The organism is Pseudoalteromonas sp. Of7M-16, from assembly GCF_022347805.1.
Taxonomy (GTDB): domain Bacteria; phylum Pseudomonadota; class Gammaproteobacteria; order Enterobacterales; family Alteromonadaceae; genus Pseudoalteromonas; species Pseudoalteromonas luteoviolacea_F.
In genome coordinates this window covers 1-22,824 of sequence record NZ_JAKRFY010000028.1, presented here as the reverse complement: position 1 = coordinate 22,824, position 22,824 = coordinate 1, and the positions used below count along the sequence as shown (strand labels likewise).

The 22,824-nt window shown below is 41.4% G+C and carries 18 protein-coding genes; 14 read left to right on the top strand and 4 right to left on the bottom strand.

What is annotated here, in order from left to right; genetic code table 11:
- Nucleotides 1–79: 79 nt before the first annotated feature.
- The 8 genes from MHN81_RS22645 (at nucleotide 80) to MHN81_RS22610 (ending at nucleotide 10,180) form a co-directional block, all read left to right on the top strand.
- Nucleotides 80–922: an HDOD domain-containing protein gene (locus tag MHN81_RS22645; protein ID WP_023398865.1), complete on the top strand. Its 843-nt coding sequence runs from the start codon at nucleotides 80–82 to the stop codon at nucleotides 920–922.
- Nucleotides 923–1,045: 123 nt separating this feature from the next.
- Nucleotides 1,046–2,914: a methyl-accepting chemotaxis protein gene (locus MHN81_RS22640; protein ID WP_023398866.1), complete on the top strand. Its 1,869-nt coding sequence runs from the start codon at nucleotides 1,046–1,048 to the stop codon at nucleotides 2,912–2,914.
- A gap of 88 nt (nucleotides 2,915–3,002) precedes the next feature.
- Complete coding sequence (locus tag MHN81_RS22635) at nucleotides 3,003–3,599, top strand: PilZ domain-containing protein (protein WP_023398867.1); 597 nt, start codon at nucleotides 3,003–3,005, stop codon at nucleotides 3,597–3,599.
- 56 nt (nucleotides 3,600–3,655) lie between these two features.
- The gene (locus MHN81_RS22630) at nucleotides 3,656–4,711 is read left to right on the top strand and encodes an agmatine deiminase family protein (RefSeq protein ID WP_239426781.1); all 1,056 of its coding nucleotides are present in this window, start codon (nucleotides 3,656–3,658) and stop codon (nucleotides 4,709–4,711) included.
- Nucleotides 4,701–5,591 (top strand): carbon-nitrogen hydrolase, encoded by an 891-nt coding sequence (locus MHN81_RS22625; protein WP_023398869.1) that lies wholly within the window; start codon nucleotides 4,701–4,703, stop codon nucleotides 5,589–5,591. Before MHN81_RS22630 ends, MHN81_RS22625 begins: the two co-directional genes overlap by 11 nt.
- A gap of 17 nt (nucleotides 5,592–5,608) precedes the next feature.
- Nucleotides 5,609–9,082 carry a transcription-repair coupling factor gene (mfd, locus tag MHN81_RS22620; RefSeq protein ID WP_023398870.1) on the top strand — a complete coding sequence of 1,158 codons (3,474 nt, stop codon included), beginning with the start codon at nucleotides 5,609–5,611 and terminating at the stop codon, nucleotides 9,080–9,082.
- A complete protein-coding gene (locus tag MHN81_RS22615; protein ID WP_023398871.1) occupies nucleotides 9,079–9,921 on the top strand; it encodes a CsiV family protein in 843 nt (280 codons plus the stop codon). The genes mfd and MHN81_RS22615 overlap by 4 nt, the downstream gene beginning before the upstream one ends.
- A 13-nt stretch (nucleotides 9,922–9,934) precedes the next feature.
- On the top strand, nucleotides 9,935–10,180 hold the full coding sequence (locus MHN81_RS22610) for a hypothetical protein (protein WP_023398872.1): 246 nt from the start codon (nucleotides 9,935–9,937) through the stop codon (nucleotides 10,178–10,180).
- Between the two features lie 16 nt (nucleotides 10,181–10,196).
- Here the strand turns inward: MHN81_RS22610 and MHN81_RS22605 are convergent, their stop codons facing one another.
- Nucleotides 10,197–10,676 carry a GNAT family N-acetyltransferase gene (locus MHN81_RS22605; protein WP_023398873.1) on the bottom strand — a complete coding sequence of 160 codons (480 nt, stop codon included), beginning with the start codon at nucleotides 10,674–10,676 and terminating at the stop codon, nucleotides 10,197–10,199.
- A 78-nt stretch (nucleotides 10,677–10,754) separates the two neighbouring features.
- Between MHN81_RS22605 and MHN81_RS22600 the strand changes: the two genes are divergently transcribed.
- A complete protein-coding gene (locus MHN81_RS22600) occupies nucleotides 10,755–10,964 on the top strand; it encodes a hypothetical protein (protein ID WP_023398874.1) in 210 nt (69 codons plus the stop codon).
- Nucleotides 10,965–11,167: 203 nt separating this feature from the next.
- Nucleotides 11,168–12,673, top strand: coding sequence for a hypothetical protein (locus MHN81_RS22595; RefSeq protein WP_023398875.1), 1,506 nt, complete (start codon nucleotides 11,168–11,170; stop codon nucleotides 12,671–12,673).
- Between the two features lie 90 nt (nucleotides 12,674–12,763).
- On the opposite strand, the gene MHN81_RS22590 is transcribed toward MHN81_RS22595, so the two are convergent.
- Entirely contained in the window at nucleotides 12,764–13,123 is a 360-nt protein-coding gene (locus MHN81_RS22590) for a hypothetical protein (RefSeq protein WP_023398876.1), read from the bottom strand.
- Nucleotides 13,124–13,429: 306 nt separating this feature from the next.
- Here MHN81_RS22590 and MHN81_RS22585 point away from each other — a divergent pair, with 306 nt between their 5' ends.
- The 3 genes from MHN81_RS22585 to MHN81_RS22575 are packed head-to-tail and all read left to right on the top strand — an operon-like array spanning nucleotide 13,430 to nucleotide 15,982.
- Entirely contained in the window at nucleotides 13,430–14,287 is an 858-nt protein-coding gene (locus tag MHN81_RS22585; RefSeq protein ID WP_023398877.1) for a hypothetical protein, read from the top strand.
- Between the two features lie 25 nt (nucleotides 14,288–14,312).
- Nucleotides 14,313–15,107, top strand: coding sequence for a hypothetical protein (locus tag MHN81_RS22580; protein ID WP_239426780.1), 795 nt, complete (start codon nucleotides 14,313–14,315; stop codon nucleotides 15,105–15,107).
- A gap of 29 nt (nucleotides 15,108–15,136) precedes the next feature.
- A complete protein-coding gene (locus MHN81_RS22575; protein WP_023398879.1) occupies nucleotides 15,137–15,982 on the top strand; it encodes a hypothetical protein in 846 nt (281 codons plus the stop codon).
- A gap of 74 nt (nucleotides 15,983–16,056) precedes the next feature.
- Here MHN81_RS22575 and MHN81_RS22570 read toward each other — a convergent pair whose 3' ends face one another.
- A complete protein-coding gene (locus MHN81_RS22570; protein WP_239426779.1) occupies nucleotides 16,057–16,998 on the bottom strand; it encodes a helix-turn-helix domain-containing protein in 942 nt (313 codons plus the stop codon).
- Nucleotides 16,999–17,352: 354 nt separating this feature from the next.
- On the opposite strand from MHN81_RS22570, the gene MHN81_RS22565 reads away from it, so the two are divergent.
- The gene (locus tag MHN81_RS22565) at nucleotides 17,353–18,336 is read left to right on the top strand and encodes a response regulator (RefSeq protein ID WP_023398881.1); all 984 of its coding nucleotides are present in this window, start codon (nucleotides 17,353–17,355) and stop codon (nucleotides 18,334–18,336) included.
- 398 nt (nucleotides 18,337–18,734) lie between these two features.
- On the opposite strand, the gene MHN81_RS22560 is transcribed toward MHN81_RS22565, so the two are convergent.
- The coding region (locus tag MHN81_RS22560) for a calcium-binding protein (RefSeq protein ID WP_275447068.1) at nucleotides 18,735–22,824 on the bottom strand (4,090 nt) is incomplete at its 5' end.

Below are 22,824 nucleotides of genomic sequence, written 5' to 3'. Positions count from 1 at the left end.
ACTACTTCTCTAATTTTCTCGTTTTTTACAATTTTTGGCTATTCTTATCTGTATAAGATAATGCAGTGAGCGAGTAGTTATGGCCATATCTTTGACCCAACAAGAAAAACAGATCCTTAGGTCTATTTCAATCCCTCCACGTCCAGAAGCGTTAGTCGAGTTTTCCGAAGAAACAAAATCAGCAGAGCCAAATATCAGTAAAATTACGCAAATTTTACAAAGCGACATTGCTATCAGTGCGGCGATATTACAAGTTGTTAATTCGGCTGCATTTAGACGCAGTAAAGAAATCGAATCGCTAGAACAGGCGATTATGATTTTAGGTTTAAAAAGGCTGATCCCGCTTGTAAAAGCTGTTGCAGTCAAAGCAACTGTAGATACCCCTGCCGCACTCGATAACTTCTGGTCTGAGCAAAGTGACATTGCCCAATTATGTTCAACACTTTGTCAAAGCCTCAATAAACCTGCTTTAGCAAACCATGCATATATGTTAGGCCTATTTCATACTGTGGGTATACCACTGCTCTGCGTGCACTTTGAAGACTATAACGAAGTTTTAGAAGTTGCTAAATCTGATGGATGGACTAAAGCCACTGAATTTGAATTCAATAAGTACAATACCAGCCACGCCACGATAGGTGCTTTATTGGCACAGCAATGGAAATTACCTAAACCTATGATAAACGTTATTTACTATCAACACGATGCCAATGGCATCTATCGCTCTGGTGAGTTAGAAGGCATAGCACTGGAACTACTCTCAATATTAAAGCTTGCACGCCACGGTAACTTCATATTTAAGAATACGGCTTCTATTGAACAAGACCCAGAATGGCACGCTATCAGTGATGAGGTTTTAGACTTTATCAATCTGTCTGAAGATGAGTTAGATGAGCTATATAGTTCGTTAGAATCAGCCTAAATTCTCGGTTTTTGATAATTTTGTCGCAAATTTGTAAATAAATCCTTTAAACTAAAGGAAATCATTGCAACTATTCGCTTATGATTTACCTTTAATAATAAGCTCATATCCGGGAGACGTTCAGTGAAGTTTAAATATAAAGTAGTCGCCGTTTCTGCTAGTGTATTAGTGCTTGCCTTATTTTTGCTTTCAGTCAAGCAATACTTCCTGCTTAAAGAAAATTTAGAACAACAAGTCACACATAGTATGGAAGAAGTGATCCAGGGGATCAGTAATACTGTCACAGCTCAAATGCAAGGCTCGATGAACCTTGCTGCACTTACAACTGGGTTAGTTTCTCAAGTAGACGAACTTGAAGACGCTAGGCCGATGATATCTCAACCCAAACTCACTTCTGAATTCCTATTAATAGGATACGGAAAAGAAAGCAGTGGCAAATATGTCGCGAGCGACCCTAATTGGGACCCCGGTTCAACATGGGACCCAAGAGTGAGACCTTGGTACAAAGATGCTAAGTCGGCAAGGACTCTAGTTGTTACAGATCCATATGCCGATGCGGTCAGCGGTGAAATTGTCGTATCAATTGGTGCTCCTGTATATAAAGACAATAATTTTGATGGCGCTATATTTTACGACGTTAGCCTCGCCAAGCTGGGTAATATGATAAATTCATTTAATTTGTTTGATGCAGGCTTCGCATTTATGGTGAGCTCAAATGGCAGCATCATCTCTCACCCTGATATATCACTAAATGGCCAACCAGCTCGTACATTTTTGGGCGACACGGTCGTAAGAGAGTCTTCTCAAGAAATTGAAATCGATGGCGTCAGCTATCTTGTTATGTTTAAAGCGGTAGAGGGATACGAATGGTATGTCGGCGTCGCACTGGAAAAACAAAAAGTGTTTTCAGCCATGGAAACACTTACATACAATGCAACTGTCGTGTCTATCATTGCAGTTATAGCGAGTTTCTTGGCCCTTTCTTACGTGATCAATATCCTACTCAAGCCATTGGAAGCAATAAACTCCGCGATGTCTAATATCGCGCGCGGCAATGCAGATTTGACCGTAAGGCTACAAGCGTCGAGCGAGCCAGAATTTTCAGACTTAGCTGAAAACTTTAATTTGTTCACCTCAAGGCTACAAAATATCATCGCAGAGATCCAAACCTTGGGCCACGAGGTGCTCGCAGATGCCAAACAGACTTCTGCCGGGGCAAATCACGCTACTCAAGCTATTCAAAGACAACTCGAATCTTTGAACTCGCTAGTCAACTCTACTGCGAATATGTCGAATACTGAACAACAAGTTGCGAGCACAGCGCAGCAAGCCGCTGAAGCGATTAAAACTACCGACGGCCTTGCACAGGACGGTGAAGGGATTGTAGAACAGTCAACAAACTCAATTGGTGAGTTGTCATCCCAGATAGAACGCGCCGTTGATGTCGTCAACGAGTTAGAAGTATCTTCTTCAGGGATAGAACAGATTTTATCTGTCATTAATGGTATAGCAGAACAAACCAATCTACTGGCTTTAAATGCCGCTATTGAAGCTGCGAGAGCTGGCGAGTCTGGACGTGGGTTTGCTGTTGTAGCCGATGAAGTTAGAACACTTGCCCAACGAACACAAGAAGCAACAACTGAAATAAAAACGATGATCGACCAACTTCAATCGGGCGCGGAAAATGCGGTTGGCGTCATGAAGCAGAGTCAGACAATTGTTGAAAAAACAGTAGTCAAAGCACAAGAAACTAAAGACGCACTCCATGCGATCAGAGAGTCAATTGACAATATTGTCGAGCTCAATGTGAATATTGCAAGCATGCTCGAAGAGCAAAAAGCAGTTGTTGAAGCTGTAGATCATAACGCATCAGAAATACGCAACTTATCCAACACTGTGGTTGATGAAGCAAAGGTGGTCGATCATACAATGCAATCGCAAGTTGATAAAATCGCTAAACAAGAGGAAATGTTAGAGCAATTTAAAGTATAAACTGGTTAACACCTTGATTTAAATAGCTAGAGTGGAGAGAATAAAGACACTGCTACTCTAGCTACACTGAATATTGGCATACATATAAATGCAAACAAATTTAAAAGAAAACTTTGAACAGTATTTTCAAATTGAAGAAACAAACCAAATCAACTTGTTTCCAGTTGATGAAAATATGGTGCCGAAAAATCAAGCACAACTTGAAGCCGCTATCCCACCATTGTTTAGGCTTGCTAACGAAATTAATGAACTCGATCTTAATGCTTTGAGACCACTGCGTAACCTCGGGGATGTCGCATCTGACTTAGCCGCTTATTTACAAGCACAATCTAGAAAAATTGACTTGATCATGAGTCATATATTGGCAAATGAACAACCTGAAGATGAAAGCAGTTACTGTGATAGTTACGGTGGTGGTGGCATAAAAGTAACCACAACGGAAAAGTTTCAAATTGGCCAAAACTTTAGGACAAAAATTTTTCTACAGCACGAAGCCAGTGCCATCTTTTGTTACAGCCAAATTATAGAAATAAGTAAACAGGAAGACGAAGACTTACAATATACTTTGGCGTTTACCCAAATAAGAGATTCTGATCAAGAATTGTTGGTTAGAGCAAGCCTGCACGCACAAACTAGGCAACTAAAAAAGCGTCAATCAGATAACGAAAGTGATCAAAATAGCTGACACAGCGTTGTGCAGTGATACACTTAGCCCCTAGCAATCAAAAATCAATAATTGTCATGAGTTTTACGTTATTACCAGAATGGTCACCGCAAGACGCGGTGATGGTCACTTGGCCACATAAGCAAACTGACTGGGTAGACATACTGGAGCAAGTTGAGCCTGTTTATGTCGCGTTATGTCAGCAAATCTCCCAAATTCAAAAAGTCGTTATAGTTGCGCATAGTTCTGAACTCAAGGCACATATCACCACCCTACTCGTTGACGCGAGTATCAATATGCAACAAGTTGTATTCGTAGATGCACCTTGCAATGACACATGGGCAAGAGATCATGGCCCATTGACTACTGCAAACGACCAAGGTGAGCTCAACATCAAAGACTTTGTCTTCAATGGTTGGGGCAATAAATACCAAAGCGATCTTGATACACAAATTAATACTGCACTTTGTAAACAAGTTGCTGATAAAACTAATAAAATACAAAAAATTGATTTTGTTCTTGAAGGTGGCGGCGTTGAAATCAACGAGCACAAAGTACTGCTTACTACCTCCGAGTGTTTACTTAACCCAAATAGAAACCCGGAATTGAATAGACAACAAATCGAGGCAAAATTATCTCAAGAGCTCGGTGCTGAGTCTTTCTTGTGGGTTGACCATGGCTATTTATGTGGCGACGACACAGACAGCCATATCGATACCTTGGTTAGGTTTGCACCAAATGACACCCTGGTTTACGTGCAATGTGACGATGAGGAAGATGAGCATTACAGTGCACTCAAAGCGATGGAGTCTCAATTACAAACTTTTGTTACGCCATCGGGCAAGCCATACAATTTAGTGCCACTGCCATGGCCTAAAGCAAAATACAACACAGAAAACGAACGCTTGCCAGCAACTTACGCAAACTACCTGATAATCAATGAAACTGTTTTGCTGCCAATATATGGCGACGAAAAAGATGCATTGGCGCTTACCCAATTGCAAAAAGCACACCCTGAGAGAACTATCATTGGCATAGACTGTCTGCCCATAATTCATCAGTTCGGTAGTTTACACTGCATTACTATGCAACTTCCTAAAGGTTTTTTAAGTAGGGATCCAAATGAGCAATAATAATTTGAAGGTCGCTCTTGTACAGCACAGCAACAGCGACAATCTTGAAAACAATTTTGAAAAATCAGTCGATGGTATCAGGAAGGCAGCCCAACAAGGCGCAAAGCTTGTGGTGTTGCAAGAGCTTCATCGCAGCCTGTACTTTTGTCAAACTGAAGACACAGACCTGTTTGACTTAGCCGAAACGATACCAGGCCCAAGTACAGATGCTTTTGGTGCACTGGCAAAAGAGTTAAACGTTGTGATAGTTGCCTCGTTATTTGAAAAACGCGCGACGGGTTTGTATCACAATACTGCGGTAGTCATCGAATCAGATGGTTCAATTGCAGGCAAATACCGGAAAATGCATATTCCAGATGACCCTGGGTTTTACGAAAAGTTTTACTTTACTCCGGGCGATTTAGGTTTCGAACCTATCCAAACTTCTGTTGGTAAATTAGGTGTGCTTGTATGTTGGGATCAATGGTTCCCTGAAGGTGCAAGGCTCATGGCAATGGCGGGTGCCGAATTGTTGATCTACCCAACCGCCATCGGCTGGGATCCTCGAGATGATAAAGAAGAACAAATACGCCAAAGAGACGCTTGGATGATTGCACAAAGAGCACACGCCGTATCAAATGGCGTGCCAGTGCTTAGTGTTAACCGAGTCGGCCACGAAACTGATCCGAGCGCACAAAGCGACGGTATATTGTTCTGGGGTAATTCATTTGTGGCGGGCCCACAAGGTGAATTATTAGTACATGGCTCTGAAGACCAAGAAGAAGTATTGGTCGTCGACATCGATCAAGAGCGCAGTGAATCTGTACGCCGCATTTGGCCATATTTACGTGACAGACGTATAGATCATTACCAAGACCTATGTAAAATATACAGAGATTAAGTAGTTAGGAGTTTAGAATGGCGTTAGTGCAGTGGAATGAGCTACCTTGGGTAAAATCGGCAAAGGATAAAATCCATTGGGGTCAATTACTCGGTAGTAGTTTGGCAATTTCCGTAAGCGAGAGTGTGAAGAACAACAACTCACTCGTTGTGTTGGTGACGCCAGATACCCCCAGTGCACTGCGCTTGGAAACCGAACTGGGTTATCTACTCGGTGAAGACAATGTCATGGTGTTTCCCGACTGGGAAACCCTACCCTATGACCACTTTTCTCCTCACCAAGACATTATTTCCCAGCGTTTGGCGAGTTTAAATGCACTGCGCAAAAAACAACAAGGTGTGCTACTCATTCCTGTTGCAACCTTAATGCTAAGAACTGCGCCACCGGAATTTATTTACGGCAATGCACTACAGTTTAAAGTCGGTGATACACTTGATGCACAAGGTCTAAAAGAAACGCTGACACAAGCGGGGTACCGCAATGTGCAGCAAGTGATGGAACACGGCGAATTCGCAGTACGAGGGTCTATTATTGACCTTTATCCGATGGGTAGCCAACACCCCTACCGCTTAGATTTTTTTGATGATGAGTTAGATAGCATTCGCCTGTTTGACATTGAAAGCCAGCGTTCAAGCGATACCATTTCATCTATTGACTTATTACCAGCCCATGAATTCCCAACCAATGATGCAGATATAGAGCGATTTCGCATAAAATACCGAGAGACATTTGGTGCCAGTTCTGAGCAAGACTCAATTTATATGCAAGTTACTCGTGGCAACTGGCCAGCAGGCATAGAGTATTACTTGCCACTGTTTTATGACAAGCTCGCAACTATTTTTGATTATCTGCCGAATGACACCGTGTTTATGCACCTTGGTGACATAGAGCATGCTGCAAGTGATTTTTGGCTGGATGTTAGCAAACGTTATGAAAGCCGTCGAGTTGATCCACTTAGGCCTCTTCTAGAACCAAAAGAACTGTACCTCAATGTCGAATCTTTGTTTGAGTCATTTTCTCACTATCCAAGAATTAGATTGAGTGAAGCGCAGCTTGGTACAAAAGCGGGTCACACCAATGTCGACTCAGCGCTTATTGACGACGTGCGAGTTGATCACAAACAGGCTGATCCCTATCACGCTATTTTGAGTTATATAACGACTCAAAAAAAGCAAAAAGGTAAAGTACTTTTTAGTGTTGAATCTGATGGTCGACGAGAGTCCCTACTTACACTACTAAAACCCACTGGTTTAAAGTTAAAAGAGTTCGAATCATTTGAAAAATTCGCTAAAGGTCGAACTGACGTAGGCCTTATTGTGAGCCCACTAGAGGCTTCAGTTTTTCTCGATGGCAAACAGCCTTTGACTTTAATTACCGAGCAAGAACTGCTTGGTATTAAAGTTTCCCAGCGCAGACGCCGTAAGCATAAATACGAGCAAGGCCAAGATGCGCTAATTAGAAACTTGGCTGAATTAAAAGAAGGCCAACCAATAGTGCATTTGGACCACGGGGTTGGGCGCTACCTCGGTTTACAAACCATTGATGCTGCGGGTGTTGCAACTGAATTTGTGACAATTATTTATTCAGGTGATGCCAAACTCTACGTACCTGTATCTTCTCTTCATATGTTGAGTCGCTATTCAGGTGGTGAAGAAGCTTCTGCACCTCTGCACAAATTAGGCTCTGATGTATGGGAAAAAGCCAAACGCAAAGCTGCTGAAAAAGTACGAGATGTTGCCGCTGAGCTGTTGGATATTTACGCCAAACGCCAAAGTAAGCCAGGCTATCAATTCAAACTTGACGGTGGGTCGTACAGAGATTTCAGCAATAGTTTTCCATTTGAAGAAACCGATGACCAACGCAATGCAATCGAGGCGGTTATTGGTGATATGCAAACTAACCAAGCAATGGACAGGTTGGTATGTGGTGATGTTGGTTTTGGTAAAACTGAGGTGGCAATGCGTGCTGCATTTGTGGCCATCAATGACAACAAACAAGTTGCGGTGCTCGTTCCGACTACACTACTTGCTCAGCAACACTTTGAAAACTTTAAAGACAGATTTGCAGACTTACCAATTGAGGTTGGCGTTTTATCTCGATTTAACAGTACAAAAGAGCAAAAAGAAACCCTGAGTGCGCTTGAAAGTGGCAAGATAGACATTGTAATTGGTACGCATAAGCTGATCCAAGAAAGCATTAAGTTTAAAGATTTAGGCTTGCTTATAGTCGATGAAGAACATCGCTTTGGTGTGCGTCAAAAAGAGAAAATCAAAAAGCTTAGAGCCGATGTAGATATCTTGACGCTTACCGCAACACCGATCCCAAGAACGCTTAATATGGCAATGAGCGGAATGCGAGACCTGTCGATTATTGCCACTCCACCAGCGAAACGCCTTGCTGTTAAAACCTTTGTACGCGAGCGCAATGATGAGCTGATCAGAGAGGCAATTCTGCGTGAAATTAAGCGCGGTGGTCAGGTTTACTTCTTACACAATAACGTAGAAACCATTGAGAAGACAGCGGCGGATATTGCGCAGTTGGTTCCTGAAGCAAATATTGCTGTAGCGCATGGTCAAATGCGCGAACGAGAACTAGAGCACTTAATGAGTGACTTTTATCACCAAAAACATAATGTTTTAGTGTGTACCACAATCATTGAAACCGGCATTGATATTCCATCGGCTAACACCATCATTATGGACCGTGCTGACAAATTAGGTTTGGCTCAGCTGCATCAGCTGCGTGGTCGAGTTGGCCGAAGTCATCACCAGGCCTACGCCTATTTACTCACTCGTAATAGCCAAAGCTTAACCAAAGATGCAGTGAAACGTTTGCAAGCCATTGAGTCTCTTGAGGACTTAGGTGCAGGTTTTGCGCTCGCAACCCACGATTTAGAGATCCGTGGTGCTGGTGAGCTTTTAGGTGATGATCAAAGTGGTCAAATTCAAACGGTTGGATTTACGTTATACATGGAGATGTTAGAGCAAGCAGTCCAAGCCCTTAAAGATGGCAAAGAACCAACTTTAGAAAACTTGCTGCAACAACAAAGTGAAGTAGATCTTAAAATCCCGGCACTGTTGCCGGATGACTACATTCACGATGTCAACATCCGTTTGAGTATGTACAAACGCATTGCCAGTTTGGCGTCTGAAAACGAGCTTGATGAATTGAAAGTAGAATTAATCGATAGATTTGGTTTACTACCAGACGCTGCGAAGAACATTTTTGAAATACAATTACTCAAATGCAAAGCCCAACAGCTTGGTATCCAGAAAATAGAAGCCAACCCGAAAGGCGGTTACTTCGAATTTAGTAATAATACCAGTGTTAACCCAACGTTCATTATCGGGTTGATACAAAGCAACCCTGCTATATATCGTATGGAAGGCGCGAGCAAATTACGCTTTAATATAGAAGAAAAAAATGGTCAAGAGCGCTTAAAGCTCATTAACGCCATGATGGATGACTTTCAGAAAAAGGCTGTTGCATGAAGCAATCTATAGTTAAATGGGGACTTTTGGCGGCATTGTCCACAGCGACAATGCCTGCACTTGCAGTGCGCTGGTTTGAAGTAGAGCTCATCGCTTTTGCGCAAAAAGATGCATCGCAAATTAAAGAGGACTTCTCCATTGAGACTCCTCCTTTGCCAAATAAAAAGCGATTGGATTTGCTAACACAAGGCTATAACAATGTTGGCCATCAGGCCTGTTTAGCTGGTAACCCCAACTATGACCCGCGCAGTGTAACAGAGCAATTTACCACATCTCAAAGCTCTTGGTATTGCGATGATGACATCAACTACGTTCAAAAGTATGACGTTTTACCAGTTGTACCTGTCAGCGAACCTCTAGAACACATGCAGTCGATGTACTTACTTGCACCAGAGCAGCTTAAGTTCGAGTCGATTAGAAAAAAACTAGAACGTAAAGGACATACTGCGATATTACACACTGGTTGGCGATTCCCAGATCAAAGTAAAAAACGAGCGCCCAATGTTGTTGTATACGGTGGTAAAAAATTCGCGCAACCAGCCAGTTACATATATCGCGAACAGCCCAGCGATAACTTTATTAGCTTGCTCAATAGCGCAGTGCAACCAAGTATTAAATCTGGCGGGGAAACGCTTTGGGAATTAGACGGCACAATGAAAATTCATATTCGCCACTATTTATATGTGACGAGTAATTTTGATTATCGCTACCTGTCCGACTCAGGTGAGCTAGAATCAGCAAGAATGTCACAGTTCACACGTGTATACAGTGGTGACATACACTATTTAGACCACCCCAAAATGGGGATTATTTTCCAGATAAGAAAATATAAACACTAACAGGACCGATAGCATGAAAAAACTTTGCGTTATGCTTGCCTTACTTTCACTTACAGCATGCTCAAAAGTGAACATTGAAAATTATGAAAAAATATCCGTAGGTATGGAACGAGCTGAATTAGAACAAGTACTCGGCTCCGCTGACTCATGTGAAGAAAAAACATTACACACCAATTGCATTTGGGGTAACGAGTCTAAGAATATCACCGTAACACTTGTTTCAGGCCGCGTTACTTTATACAGCAAAAAAGGCTTATAACTAATTGAAAAGGCTTTTAACTCAAGTTTAATCTATATTTATCATGCTTGTGTTCAAAGCCTAAATACTTGAGAAGATTAATACTTCGAATATTCTTAGGTGCAACTTTCGCGTTGACTTGTAAGATTAGCGCTTTCGGTAAGATGTGATGGAGTGAATCAATTAAGCAGGTTGCAGCTTCTCTCATGTAGCCTTGATTCCAATGTTCCGGCGACAACTCATAACCCATAGATATTTCAGAACAGCTCTGTTGATAGTCAAACAGCCCTATTGACCCAATTACGCTGCCTTCTTTCAATAGGATAAAACGTACACCAATGCCTTGGTAAAATAGTTCCAAATCACTTTGGATCATTGCTTTGATATCCTGCAAAGTCAGTGATTTACCATAGTCATTGTGTTGGCTTACTTTTGGATGATTCAAGATCTGCATTAGTACATTGCTGTCTCGATAAGAAACCACGCGTAATGTAAGTCTCTGTGTTAGTAGTTCCATTGGGTTTAATTGGTCGATTTTTTATTATTTTGGTATAAACTACCCCATCTTATTTGAAAGTCCAGTGAAGATAAAAATATGACGGAAAAAAACGCAGAATTTAAAGTCATCCCCCCCACTACCAAAGTGCTTTGCCCGGAAAAAGGTGAAGGTTGGACACTTACAGGCATCACCGGCATAGATGAACATACTTCAGTGATGTTTCAGGGCGTGCGCTACACATTACCAGCAAAATTAATTGTTGACGAACTCTTGCCTAACTATTTGGAATCTCAGAAAAACAAATAACCAGCGATTTTTTTAATCCATTAGTCGTAATTTATTGTTGCAATTTTGTTCATAAGGAGACATGATACAATTAGATTGCAAAGATAATAATGGAAGCGTCTGTCTCGAAGGACTAAGAATGCACGTCGTACAATGGACGTAGATGTGTGATTACTTTGTGTTGTATTAGCTTGTCTAGGATAAACCGAACAGAGTTTGTTACCATGCTAAAAACATCACTAACCATTTTAACCCTCGCAACTGCGTCATTGCCCTCCCTCGGGTTTGCCAACACCTGTCACGGTGAACTGTTTGGCATCAATGCTGGACGCGGCGATGTGGGGATCTTATTTGGCTTAAATGAGCAAAACAACAGTGCATATGCACAAACCCTCGCCGAATTTAGTGCTTCAGCGCTTGCTTATGATAGTCAGAGCAAACGAATGTACTACATCTCTGCACCAAGACCCATCGAATACAAGGTGGACATTAGCGGATTGGCACTAACCGCAGAGCAAAAGGAACACTTGCCTATAGAAGGCAGTCGGTTTAAGTATTTACGATTAGCGTATTACGACTTCAATACCAACTCACATACTATCGTTGATAGGACAACTCAGGTTCTCAGCCTTGTGTATGATGCAGATAACGATGTGTTGCTTGGGACTGACTTTAAAAAGTTGTACCAAATTAATAAAAACTCAGGCGCTGCAACTGAGCTAGGCGCTTTAGGATCACTTAAGGGTAAATTTAGAGGCGACTTGGTTATTCAAGATGGCAACCTCTACTTGATAACCAGCCGCTCTGTTTATCAAATAGACAGAAACACTTATGACGTGACTAAACTCGCAAACCACTCATTGACAGCCGCAACGGGTGCCACACTGAACCAAGCTGGTGAAATCGTGGTCAGCCGAACGCTCATTAATGACTATGGTCATGTCAACAAATCCAAATTATACAAACTCAACCCACAATCAGGTAATACCTGCCTGTTGGCTACAGTCCCTGTTCGTCTCAACGACCTAGCGACCAATACAGACAATGCTGTTGCCTGCTACACCACGCCGACTTGCGAAACTGATCCACTACCATCATTTACGTTAGAAGCGATAACAGATTCAGCCAATGAAGGTGGTCAGTTGGAGTATCAGATCACCCTAAGCAATGACTACTATCAAGATGTTACGATTGACCTTAGCATAGTTCACGGTTCAACCAGCGCGAACGACGTGAGTTTAGGTGCTAGCAGTGTCACTATTGCCAGTGGTGACACAACAGCAAGTGTCATTGTAAATGCGCTTGATGACCAAGATCATGAGGACAACGAAACATTTACCCTTCAGGCTACAGCAGATCAAAATGTAACTGGCTCTGCCTCTTTACCTGGCACTATTTTGGACAATGACCCAGCATGTATCCCTGATGATTACACCCGGATCAACTATCAATTTATCAGCGAAAGTGCCGCGTATAATAATGATTGGGGCGTACAAGTTAATGGCAGTTATGTGAAATTGCTTGATGAGTACGGAGGTTCTGGTAGCTATGATGTGCTTGTCGGCGCCAACTACAACTACGTTTTAGCAATTAATGGAAACAGCAACCAATTGACTACCAATTATTCAGTTTATGGTGATAAACAATATTGGGAAGATCAAAATGATAATGACTACAATGACTTTGTAGTTAGAGTCTGGACAACATCTATTCAAAAAGGATGTGATTAAACTTAATCTAATCTAACTTTTGTGCGATTTGCTGCTTAACTGGCCTTAACAGCAAATCGCTTTTTTGATAAAAACCTCTGTCACAATCCCTTATTCCCAAAAAATAAAGTGTGTTTGTTTCTCAACTCGACCAGGCGACGTTGTTACATCGTAAGTGTATTTCTGCAGTGACTCAAAAGTGACAGTGCTACGTAAAATACCTTTTTGATATTTATATTTTACCTGCTCATCGGGTGTAAGCGCTGAGTATATTGCGCCAGTGGAGTCGCTTTGATGTTGCTTGATTTCTAAATAGTCGTTGAAACGGCTTTGTGTTGTATTTTCAATCGATACCGATTCGACATCTGGTATATCCACTCTATCGCTAAAGTCCGAAAAAACAGTTGCCGCCGATGTATTGAATGAGATCCCAATTGCACCAATGAAATACACTAAGTCACATTTACCCATAATTACTCCTTTTTGCTGCACTCCTTTACTTTAAACAAGAATAACGACAAAAAGCCAGTGCAAAATATTATGGAAAGTCTCTATTTTTGGTCCGCATTAATACACACTCAGAATTTACTCTTTAAAATCAATCGATTAAAAAATAGTATTATTAAAGGGTCCACCTAAATAAAAATGGACGCTCAGCTTCAACTGTCTCGGTAAAGTGGCTCCAGTGCTTAGTAAACAAGCACACCTACGCTACCTGCTAATCATTTTTTAATGACATTAGCTAAGTAGAACAAACCTAAAATCGGAGTAATTAAAATGAACACATTTAAAAAAATGGCCATTGTAACTGGGCTGTCCTGTATCTCTATTACTGCAAGCGCCCATCACTTAACGCCAGACCAGCAGGCAAAATTATCAAGCATACTCGGTTGTCTATCACAGTCGAATGACACGGTCCATATTCATGGCTGTAATTTGCAAATCACCAATGGACTTGGTGAGACTAGCTCAAACAATGGCACAGGCAATTTAATCATTGGCTACAATAATGGTTCTTCTGCCCCGTCAGCCCCCACAGCTTCTACGTCTGGTTCTCATAACTTAGTCATTGGTCATGGACATACGTATACACGCTCTGGATCTTTCATTGCTGGGACAAACAATACCGTTCATTCTCCCGCTAGTTTTGTAACTGGTTCTAGCGGATTAGCAGAGGGTCGCAACGCATCTAGAAGTACCATTGCAGGTGGTTTGGGCAATAAAAACTTTGCTTTTCAAAGCGGTATTTTAGGAGGCAACAGCAATACAATTTCAGACCAATTCTCTCATGCAATGGTTATTTTGGGTGGACAACACAATGATCTAGACGGCCAATACAGCACCATTGCAGGCGGAGTAAGAAATAAAGTAGTGAAAGCACTACAAGCCAACATCCTCGGTGGTGAAGATAATACTGCAACCGTACAACAAACCGTGATCGCAGGTGGTCGATTCAACACAGCAGCCAGAGAAGCAGCCACCATATTAGGTGGGCAAAACAACACCGCAAAAGGATTCCGTTCAACCATTGCAGGTGGAGCTGAGCGCCAAACAACCACAGATCACGAATTCAGAGCTGGCGTCTTCAACTCACAAGACCCATATCGAGCTGACGCATTAAACTCAAACGACTAAAAAATAATATAGAAGGATAACTAAAATGAAAACACTATCTAAATTCGCTTTTATCGCGCTATCAGCAGCTTCTATAAATGCCCATGCAGCGCTTACTGAGCAAGAGCAAACAGCTTTAATTGACATTCTTTCTTGTTTAGAGCGAGTAGACAATACGCTTGTAGTCAGAGGGTGTGATGTCCAAGTTGTTAATGGCTCTGCGGGCAATGTAGAAAAAAATGGCAAAGGTAACGTTATTGTTGGTTATAACGCACAAACCTTACCTTCGCAGCGAGTTGCAACAGGCTCGCACAACCTTGTGATCGGAGATGGCCACCAATATACCTCCGTAGGCTCTGTAATTGCAGGTGACAACAACGCAGCCTTTGCAAACTCAACCTCAGTTGCAGGCACAAATAACCACGTATCAGGCTTTCACAGCGCAATCTGGGGTGGCGAGTCAAACGTTGCGCAAGCAAGCTTCTCGGTGATATTAGGCGGTCAAGAAAATCACACGCCTGCTTTTCATAACTTTGCGTTGATTGCCGGAGGTAAATCAAATACGGCAAGTAATTTCTTTGCTTCTATTTATGGTGGTGAAAACAATACCGCGAAAGGTCAAAGCTCTATGATTTTAGGCGGACAGAATAATTTTACTCAGGGTCCAAGCTCCAGTATCACAGGCGGTCGTAATAATGAGGCCAATGGCGAGCTAAGCGCAGTTTTAGGCGGCGAGTTTAACCGCGCGAATGGTTTTACCTCAAGTATTGGTGGTGGACTAAGTAGAACAGTTAATGGCCAAGATGACTATCAAGCTGGCTATTTCTTCTCAGAAAAATAATCAAATAAAAAATATTTTGGAGCTACAACATGTTTAATTTTAAAAAATCAGTACTACTAATGAGCCTTGGCCTACTAAGCAGCGCGACTTTTGCCAGTTCACACGACCACAACCCTATCAATGAAGAGCAAGCACTGCGCGCCATCCTGCAGTGTATGAGTAAAGTTGGTAATACTTTAGTTATTAATGGCTGCAACTTACATATTTCAAATGGCTCAGGTTATACACATAAGAAAAATGGCGTTAGCACAGCCAACGCCGTCGGAAATTTAATTCTTGGATACAATGCAGTGCGCTATGGAAGCCAAACCCCTCAACTTGACCACCGCGGCTCTCACAACGTGGTTTTAGGTGATGGCCACAGCTATCAATCTACTGGCACCCTTTTTACCGGACAAAACAACACAGTAACAGGTCAGTCTGCTGTGATTGCTGGTGCAAACAACCAGATCAGTGGTAATGCTTCTGCTATTATGTCTGGCAGTAATCACACTGTTGAAGCAAATCATGGTGTTATATTTGGCGGAACTAATCACACCCTCTACTCCGATGCAACATGGGGGAGCATTTCAGGTGGCGAATCAAACAGAGTTTATGCACCATTAGCAAGTATCGTGGGAGGCCGACATAATACAGCATATGGTATTGCCTCTTCTATCAGTGGTGGTCAATTCAACCAAACAACCGCTAACGCGCCATATGCAGTTGTCGTAGGCGGAAGTGAAAACAAATCAGGCAGCGCCGCTGCTGTTGTCTTGGGTGGGCGTTTCAATGAAGCAAATGGCGAAGCTTCAACAGTTGCAGGCGGATTCAAACGCGCAACACCTGGCAAGCACGACTACAGAGCTGGGAGTAACTACTTCTCAAATCAATAAGCTGTAAGGCACAACTTATTCATTGTTCGGTCTAAGCCATCTATTCCGATGGCTTATTTTCTGGGGCTTCTCAACTATTCTACTAAAAAATGAGTAAGCTCACGATTGTATCCACTGCCCTTGTCATCATCGAATAATCCACATTTTTCTTTGCGAAATTGACTCGGCGTTAACCCAGTATAAGACTTGAACAGTTTATTAAACGTGGATTTACTGTTAAAACCCGCATCAAATGCCACAGCTAACACCTTATGTTGGGTATTACACAGCAATAATTTTGCTTCATCGACTCGATATCGGTTTACAAAATCATAAAAATTCATTTTGAGGTGCATATTCAGTGTATTTGAAACCTCTGCAGTCGTGGCATTAATATGTTCAGCTAGCTCAGAAATACTTAACTGAGGGTTTAAAAACAGCTTGTCAGTTCGCATCGACAATTTTAACTGATGAACTATTTGCTCATTCTGACGTGAGTTGATCGGCTCAGCCTTCGCTATCGGCTCTGCCAACACGCCTTGTACATAAAGTGGTTTTATTTGATTAAAGTAGGACAAATAAAACAACCAGAAACTCATAGGTATATAACTGGCGAGCGTTATCAGCTTGCTAATAGGCACAGAAAAAATATCATTCACAGACAAAAGTAATAAAGTAAACACCCAACATACCAGCTGAAAACGGGCCATAAAAACCAACCAAGTATAGTTCTCATACTGGCGACCCACTCCAGATAAAGAGACATTTGATTCATGTGATTTTAAGTAGTGAAGTATATACATTGCGTATGATAGAGCACATATAACACCAAAACAGAACTCCCAAGTCATGCTAAATAAATAACTGGCGAAGACTGGCAATAGATGAAAAACATCTTCGAATGAGACTTTTTTCGCTTCTAAATGAAAACGTACATAAAAATAAAAAACCAGACCATAAAAGGGATCAAAAGATACATAGTGCTCATACGCCATAAAATCATTCATCACAAACGCTACTTGAGTGAGTTCCGTCATAAACAGTAATATCCATATGCACAGGAGGCTACATGCGAGGGTTTTAGTTTTTGATAGGAGAAGTAACAGACACAATATCCCTGCCAAGGCCAAACTTAAAATGTAGAAGTTTTTTATCAAATCGGTGAGTAGCTCAAACATGCTAATTTTCCTTATTTTCTTTTGCGCTATCATGCAGACCGTTTCACGCTCAAAAATGTCACAAAATTACTCACCAAATTTAACAAGTGACGAATGACATATGAGATGCCGCAGAGATTTTACTGCTTAATCACTAAAACATTGCGTTTGCTGTATTGGCGCACATACTTACATATCAAGACTTAACGAACTGGCGCCCGTAGGCAGATCTCCATGAAAAAATTCTCTGTGCTCCTAGTCGAAGATAATCATGTCTATGCAAAACTGATACAACTTTTAGGTAGAGATAAAGCGCAATTTACTTGGTGTAAAGACCTACAGGCCGCTAACGAGGCCATCAAAACAAAGCAGTTTGATATCTATTTACTTGATCTCTATTTACCAGATGGCGACAGCATCGAGTTTTGTCGATGTATCAATACACCCAAAAAAGAAGACACTATCACGGTGTTCATTAGTGGAGAAACGGATTTGGAGTGGCGGCTTCGTGCCTTTGAGGCTGGCGCAGAAAATTATATTCAAAAAGACATTTCGAAAGAACTGTTGAAACTAAAGCTAGATAGCTTACTGGATTATCAGGCCAATCGATTACTCGCACTAAAGCACGCAAAAAATGATTCTAAAGTTCAAACTGATAGAACATTTAGAACGCAGCTAGACCACAATGCACTTATCCATTTCTATCGTCAATGCCTTAATCTCAATGATGTCAGCAAGTTTTCTGGCTATTTATCCTCGTTAATGGAAAGCTGGGAGCTCGACTACATTGCACGTCTAAAGCTCACCGACGGTACTGAGTACCACTTTAAAAATAATGATGAAGCAATTTGTGAAATGGAGCTTGAGCTATTTAACGATTTAGAAGTAAACAGCGCCAATGTTCAATCATTTGGTCAATCTACATTTTTCAAATATCAACAAGCGGAGCTTATTGTGAAGAATATGCCTACCGATAGCTATAGTAAGGGGTCTTTAGTCGATATATTTCACTATGTTGTTGAGGCTATTGATATTCGATTAAATGAGATAGCCAAATTGCAGCACATGGACTCAATCATTCAAGAAATAAAAGAGCACTTAAAAGAACGAGAAGATGATAAAAGCCTTAGTTTGCTAAATGAGTTGGTAGACGATCTCGAATCTATCACAATTGAGAAAGACTTGTGTGACGATAATGATGACATGGTGTTTTTCTGAGAGAAATTAAATGGCAAAGTTCAAGAATATATTTAATAGTTAAAGTAGTTCCCCTAATCAGGGTGATTGCTGCAAAGATTTGGACAATACACAATAAAAACATTACTTGGTGGAAAATCGCTTCGGACTGAGAAAAGTTTAACTCAAACCTAAACTGACTTTTACTGGTATAAACAGGGGTAGCAGTCAGAGCAAGTCTGAACCAGTACAAATTAAGAGTAGATGTTCGATCAAAATCTTACAGTAAAGAGAAATCAACAAACTTATTTCTTTTGACTTTCTTTTTCGCTGCAAAGAGCCGGTAAACTACTTTTAAAATAAAAACCCCGGCAAAGCCGGGGTTTGTGGGTGCCAATTGAGTTTAAACGTTTAATTCAAGTGTCTTTTACTACCACAACTTATTGATAATAATTAATTAACTTAGAATCCACCATATTCCGAGAACTGAGCGCAACATCATCTTGCGCATCATCAAAAGCGAGCATTGCATTGACTAATAGCTCAGACTCTTTATCAATTTGTGCAGTTAATGCCTCTACATTATTGGAGTAATTAATCTGTATCAAATTTCTCAGAGAAAGTACTGTTCCATCTGTAAACTCAAGGTTATCTAGAAACTCGTGATGTTTACGGTCTAATTTCCCCGTAATAGGGTTGTAACCGCCGCCACCGTTAATTGTTACCTGCGATTGTGTAACGCCATCATCAATCGTGATCCAAGTTTTTTCTCTATACATTGTCGTTCTTACGCTTATCATATCTGATGTGATGCCATTACCAAATTTAAGAGTGTTACTTTCATAGGACCTTTCTATTACATCGCTACCATCCCCGAGTTGATATTCAAATACCACTCGATCAAGGGAGTTTCCAGCTCTCAATGTGTCGTCACCTAACCCACCCACGATGATTTTTTCCGCAGCTTCTTGCACATTACCTTGAGAATCTAAGATCGATTCTCCTGCATTGATCGTGTCATCGCCACCACCACCAAACAATTTAGCGTGTCCGCTCCCCCCATATATATTGTCGTTCCCCTCTCCACCAAACACAATGTCGCTACCAGAGCCTGCTCTAATCAAGTCGTCACCACCGTACCCGTATATGGTCTCATCCATATAACCACCTAGTAACGTTTCTCCAATGTCACTGCCGTTTACTCGCGCTGTTTCTTGTAATATCTGTACCATATCCAATTCAGTACCATCAGAAAACCTTACGTTCTCCAGCTTTTTCCCCAAATACTCGCCTTCTATTGTGATAGAACCAACTACCTCATCGTGCGCATTCCTCACTTCAAAAATTAAATCGTGCTGCACTCTTCGGTATGTCAGGTTATCAGCGTTTATTTGCTCTCCAAACAATAGAGTATCCTCGCCACGCCAACTCCCTGCTTCGATAATTGTGTCGTGACCATCACCTAAGTGATAGACATACGTATCATTTCCATAAGAATGGACAAATTTATCGTTCCCTTTACCCCCGATAAAGGTGTTACTCGCGTTGTAATCCTCTGCTGCGCTCGCATAAACGGTGTCATTTCCATCACCACCAAAGACAATATCATCTCCTACAGACTCGATTATATAATCGTCTCCTTCATAGCCTTTTATAGTATCTTCTGAGACCGTACCTGTCAGTCTATCTGCTTGAGCAGTGCCATGAACAACTTTTACAATATCTATCACCTCAGCCATGGTTATGACTGACCCGTCTACAAACTCGATACTCTCTATTTTACCTGCATTTAATTCATCAGGCCTTATCGGCGGAGTTTTATAATAAAAGCCATCTTTAATGGTAATACTGCCACTATATGAACCGTCAGTATTTGTTATTTTGATAAGGATATCGTGACCTACTCGTCCAAAAGTTACTTGGGCCTGGCTAATCCCCTCACCAAATATAATTTTATCTTCACCGAATTCCGTCCCGGCGTGTTCAGTATAAGTGTCATTTCCATCGCCAAGATTGTAAATGTAAACATCTGAGCGCTGGCCTCCGACAACAGTGTCATCGCCTAGACCTCCTTGTATCATGTTGGTTTCGTTTTTAGTGCCGCCCCATGTATTTATATTGTCATCGCCAGCTCCACCATTAATGGTATCGTTACCTTCTTTAGATGTTATGGTGTCATTTCCTTCTCCACCGTCCAAAATATCGTCCCCTAGACCTCCAGACAATACATCATTACCAGCTTCACCATTAATCACGTTATCTAAGTTTGTACCGCGAAGCGCTTCGTTCGCGTCAGTACCCTGAACAATTACTCCTTTGTCCATCCAAAGATTGTAAGTGGAATATGCTTGGCCATTGATATTTACTTGCTCTAGTTTACCTGTAGAGAATATTGGTGCTTGGTTTACCAATGTAATTGAGCCATTGACCTCTCCATTTTCATCCAAAACTTCAATTATTAAAGCGTTACCTAAACGGCGCATCGTGACATCGTTATACTCTATACCCTCCATGAGTACTAATTTATCACTCTTGCCTGGAGCATCAACTACTACATCGTGTCCATCGCCGTAACTATATTCAATGGTAGCACTGGTGTATTCGGTTAATATTTCATAGGTGTCATTGCCCTGACTACCTACCATCAAGGTTGTTTTTTGATCTTTTGTGAAACCATCATGCTTTATACGCAATACATCATCACCAGCACCACCATTCATAACTTTAGCTTCGAGCGTCGTAACTATAATGTCATTCCCAGCTTCGCCATAGAGCTCATCAAGGCCTGTATTTCCATATATGATGTCGTTTCCGCCTCCTCCATAAATGATCTCTTCGATTATAGTTCCGTATATTTCATTGTCATTGGCGTCACCTCTAGTCACTTTTGCAACTTCAACCAATTCGGAAAATGCAACCACAGACCCATCAAAAAGCTGAAGCTCTTTCAATCTATAATTACTATAGAGATAAGCATCTTCAACGAAAATACTGCCAGATAATGATGCATCAGTATGGTTTACAGTGATTTCTATGCCATCACCTTTGCGTTTGAACTCTAGCATGCTTTGAGTTATCCCAGAGCCAAATGAAATCACGCTATTTTTCGACAAGTAGTTTTTAATTGTGTCGTTACCATCGCCTAGGTTATATACATAGGTATTTAGAGCGAACGAACCTATATTGATGTCATCTCCTGTTCCACCGATAAAGGTGTTCTTATGGTCTTCCATTCCAGTGGCAGTGAGCACATCATCCCCCTCTCCACCGTCAAGTAGGTTACTACCAAGTCCCCCATCAAGTGTATCATTTCCACCAAGTCCAAATATCAAATCATCTAGACTGGTTCCCAACAAGCTATCAGCACCTGAAGTCCCATAAAAACGCCTTGCCATTTCGAATAAATCGCCGTCACTCCAATGGCTCCCATCTGCAAATTGAATCAGTTCAATTTTATAATCACTATCAGTGAAAGCTCGTTCAATTCGAATACTGCCATTAATACTCCCATCGGCATTTAAAATCTTTAAAACTATATCTATACCATCTCTGGAAACTTCAACATTATCCTTAGTGATTCCCGTACCAAACTGAATTTTATCTACCTGATAGCGATCTCCCTTATCCGTGATAACATCATGCCCATCACCAAAGTCATAAACATAAGTTTCTGCACTATAAGAACCGATTAGCTTATCATTACCTAAACCGCCAACAAGGGTGTTTTGATAGCTTCTAAAGCTGGTACTAGCGCTAGTCGAAATTTCATCATTACCTGCGCCTCCATCCAGATAATCATTACCAAATCCGCCTCGAATGATGTCGTTACCGTTGTGACCAAAAATCCTATCTGACTCAGACGTGCCTTCTAGCGAGTCATCCAAAGCACTACCATGTGTCGTACGAGCTTCAATTAATATTTCTTCAGCTGAAATTATACTGCCATCAAAAAGCTCTAATTGATCAACTACTTTGTTTGTATTTGTAAAGCCATTTTTAAAGGTAATTGAGCCACTTTGTTCTGCTTGCGTACTGTTTATTTCTATAACAACGTCATTTCCTAAACGCTTTATAATGAGCATTTCACGAGTGATCCCATCTCCAAATCGGAGAAGATCTTTATCTCCTATACTGCCTACATCATCAATTACATCATGGCCATCACCTAGACTATAGATATAAGTTTCTGAACTGACATACCCTTTGAGCATATCATCGCCTTGACCACCAACCAGTGTATTTTTTGTATACCTACTCGCCGACGTTTGTCCTACAACCAAGGTATCGTTGCCATTACCACCATCTAGGTAATCGTTACCACCAAAGCCATCTATGTGATCATCTCCATCTAAGCCATAAAGTTTCTCATTTTGGCGCGATCCTCGTATTTCATCATTGCCGTCCGTCCCAGTTTGCATTTGTGCCAAATTGAACACCTCTTCAGCACTTAAAAAGGTACCATCACTGAACACAACTTTATCGACAATATCGCTCTTATCACTAAATGCTCCAGCAAGCGTAATTGAGCCT

Excerpts from the sequence above, each read along its gene's own strand:
- MHN81_RS22645 (WP_023398865.1), top strand. The coding sequence starts at position 80 with ATGGCCATATCTTTGACCCAACAAGAAAAACAGATCCTTAGGTCTATT.
- MHN81_RS22635 (WP_023398867.1), top strand. The coding sequence starts at position 3,003 with ATGCAAACAAATTTAAAAGAAAACTTTGAACAGTATTTTCAAATTGAA.
- MHN81_RS22630 (WP_239426781.1), top strand. The coding sequence starts at position 3,656 with ATGAGTTTTACGTTATTACCAGAATGGTCACCGCAAGACGCGGTGATG.
- MHN81_RS22625 (WP_023398869.1), top strand. The coding sequence starts at position 4,701 with ATGAGCAATAATAATTTGAAGGTCGCTCTTGTACAGCACAGCAACAGC.
- mfd (WP_023398870.1), top strand. The coding sequence starts at position 5,609 with ATGGCGTTAGTGCAGTGGAATGAGCTACCTTGGGTAAAATCGGCAAAG.
- MHN81_RS22615 (WP_023398871.1), top strand. The coding sequence starts at position 9,079 with ATGAAGCAATCTATAGTTAAATGGGGACTTTTGGCGGCATTGTCCACA.
- MHN81_RS22610 (WP_023398872.1), top strand. The coding sequence starts at position 9,935 with ATGAAAAAACTTTGCGTTATGCTTGCCTTACTTTCACTTACAGCATGC.
- MHN81_RS22605 (WP_023398873.1), bottom strand. The coding sequence starts at position 10,676 with ATGGAACTACTAACACAGAGACTTACATTACGCGTGGTTTCTTATCGA.
- MHN81_RS22600 (WP_023398874.1), top strand. The coding sequence starts at position 10,755 with ATGACGGAAAAAAACGCAGAATTTAAAGTCATCCCCCCCACTACCAAA.
- MHN81_RS22595 (WP_023398875.1), top strand. The coding sequence starts at position 11,168 with ATGCTAAAAACATCACTAACCATTTTAACCCTCGCAACTGCGTCATTG.
- MHN81_RS22590 (WP_023398876.1), bottom strand. The coding sequence starts at position 13,123 with ATGGGTAAATGTGACTTAGTGTATTTCATTGGTGCAATTGGGATCTCA.
- MHN81_RS22585 (WP_023398877.1), top strand. The coding sequence starts at position 13,430 with ATGAACACATTTAAAAAAATGGCCATTGTAACTGGGCTGTCCTGTATC.
- MHN81_RS22580 (WP_239426780.1), top strand. The coding sequence starts at position 14,313 with ATGAAAACACTATCTAAATTCGCTTTTATCGCGCTATCAGCAGCTTCT.
- MHN81_RS22575 (WP_023398879.1), top strand. The coding sequence starts at position 15,137 with ATGTTTAATTTTAAAAAATCAGTACTACTAATGAGCCTTGGCCTACTA.
- MHN81_RS22570 (WP_239426779.1), bottom strand. The coding sequence starts at position 16,998 with ATGACGGAACTCACTCAAGTAGCGTTTGTGATGAATGATTTTATGGCG.
- MHN81_RS22565 (WP_023398881.1), top strand. The coding sequence starts at position 17,353 with ATGAAAAAATTCTCTGTGCTCCTAGTCGAAGATAATCATGTCTATGCA.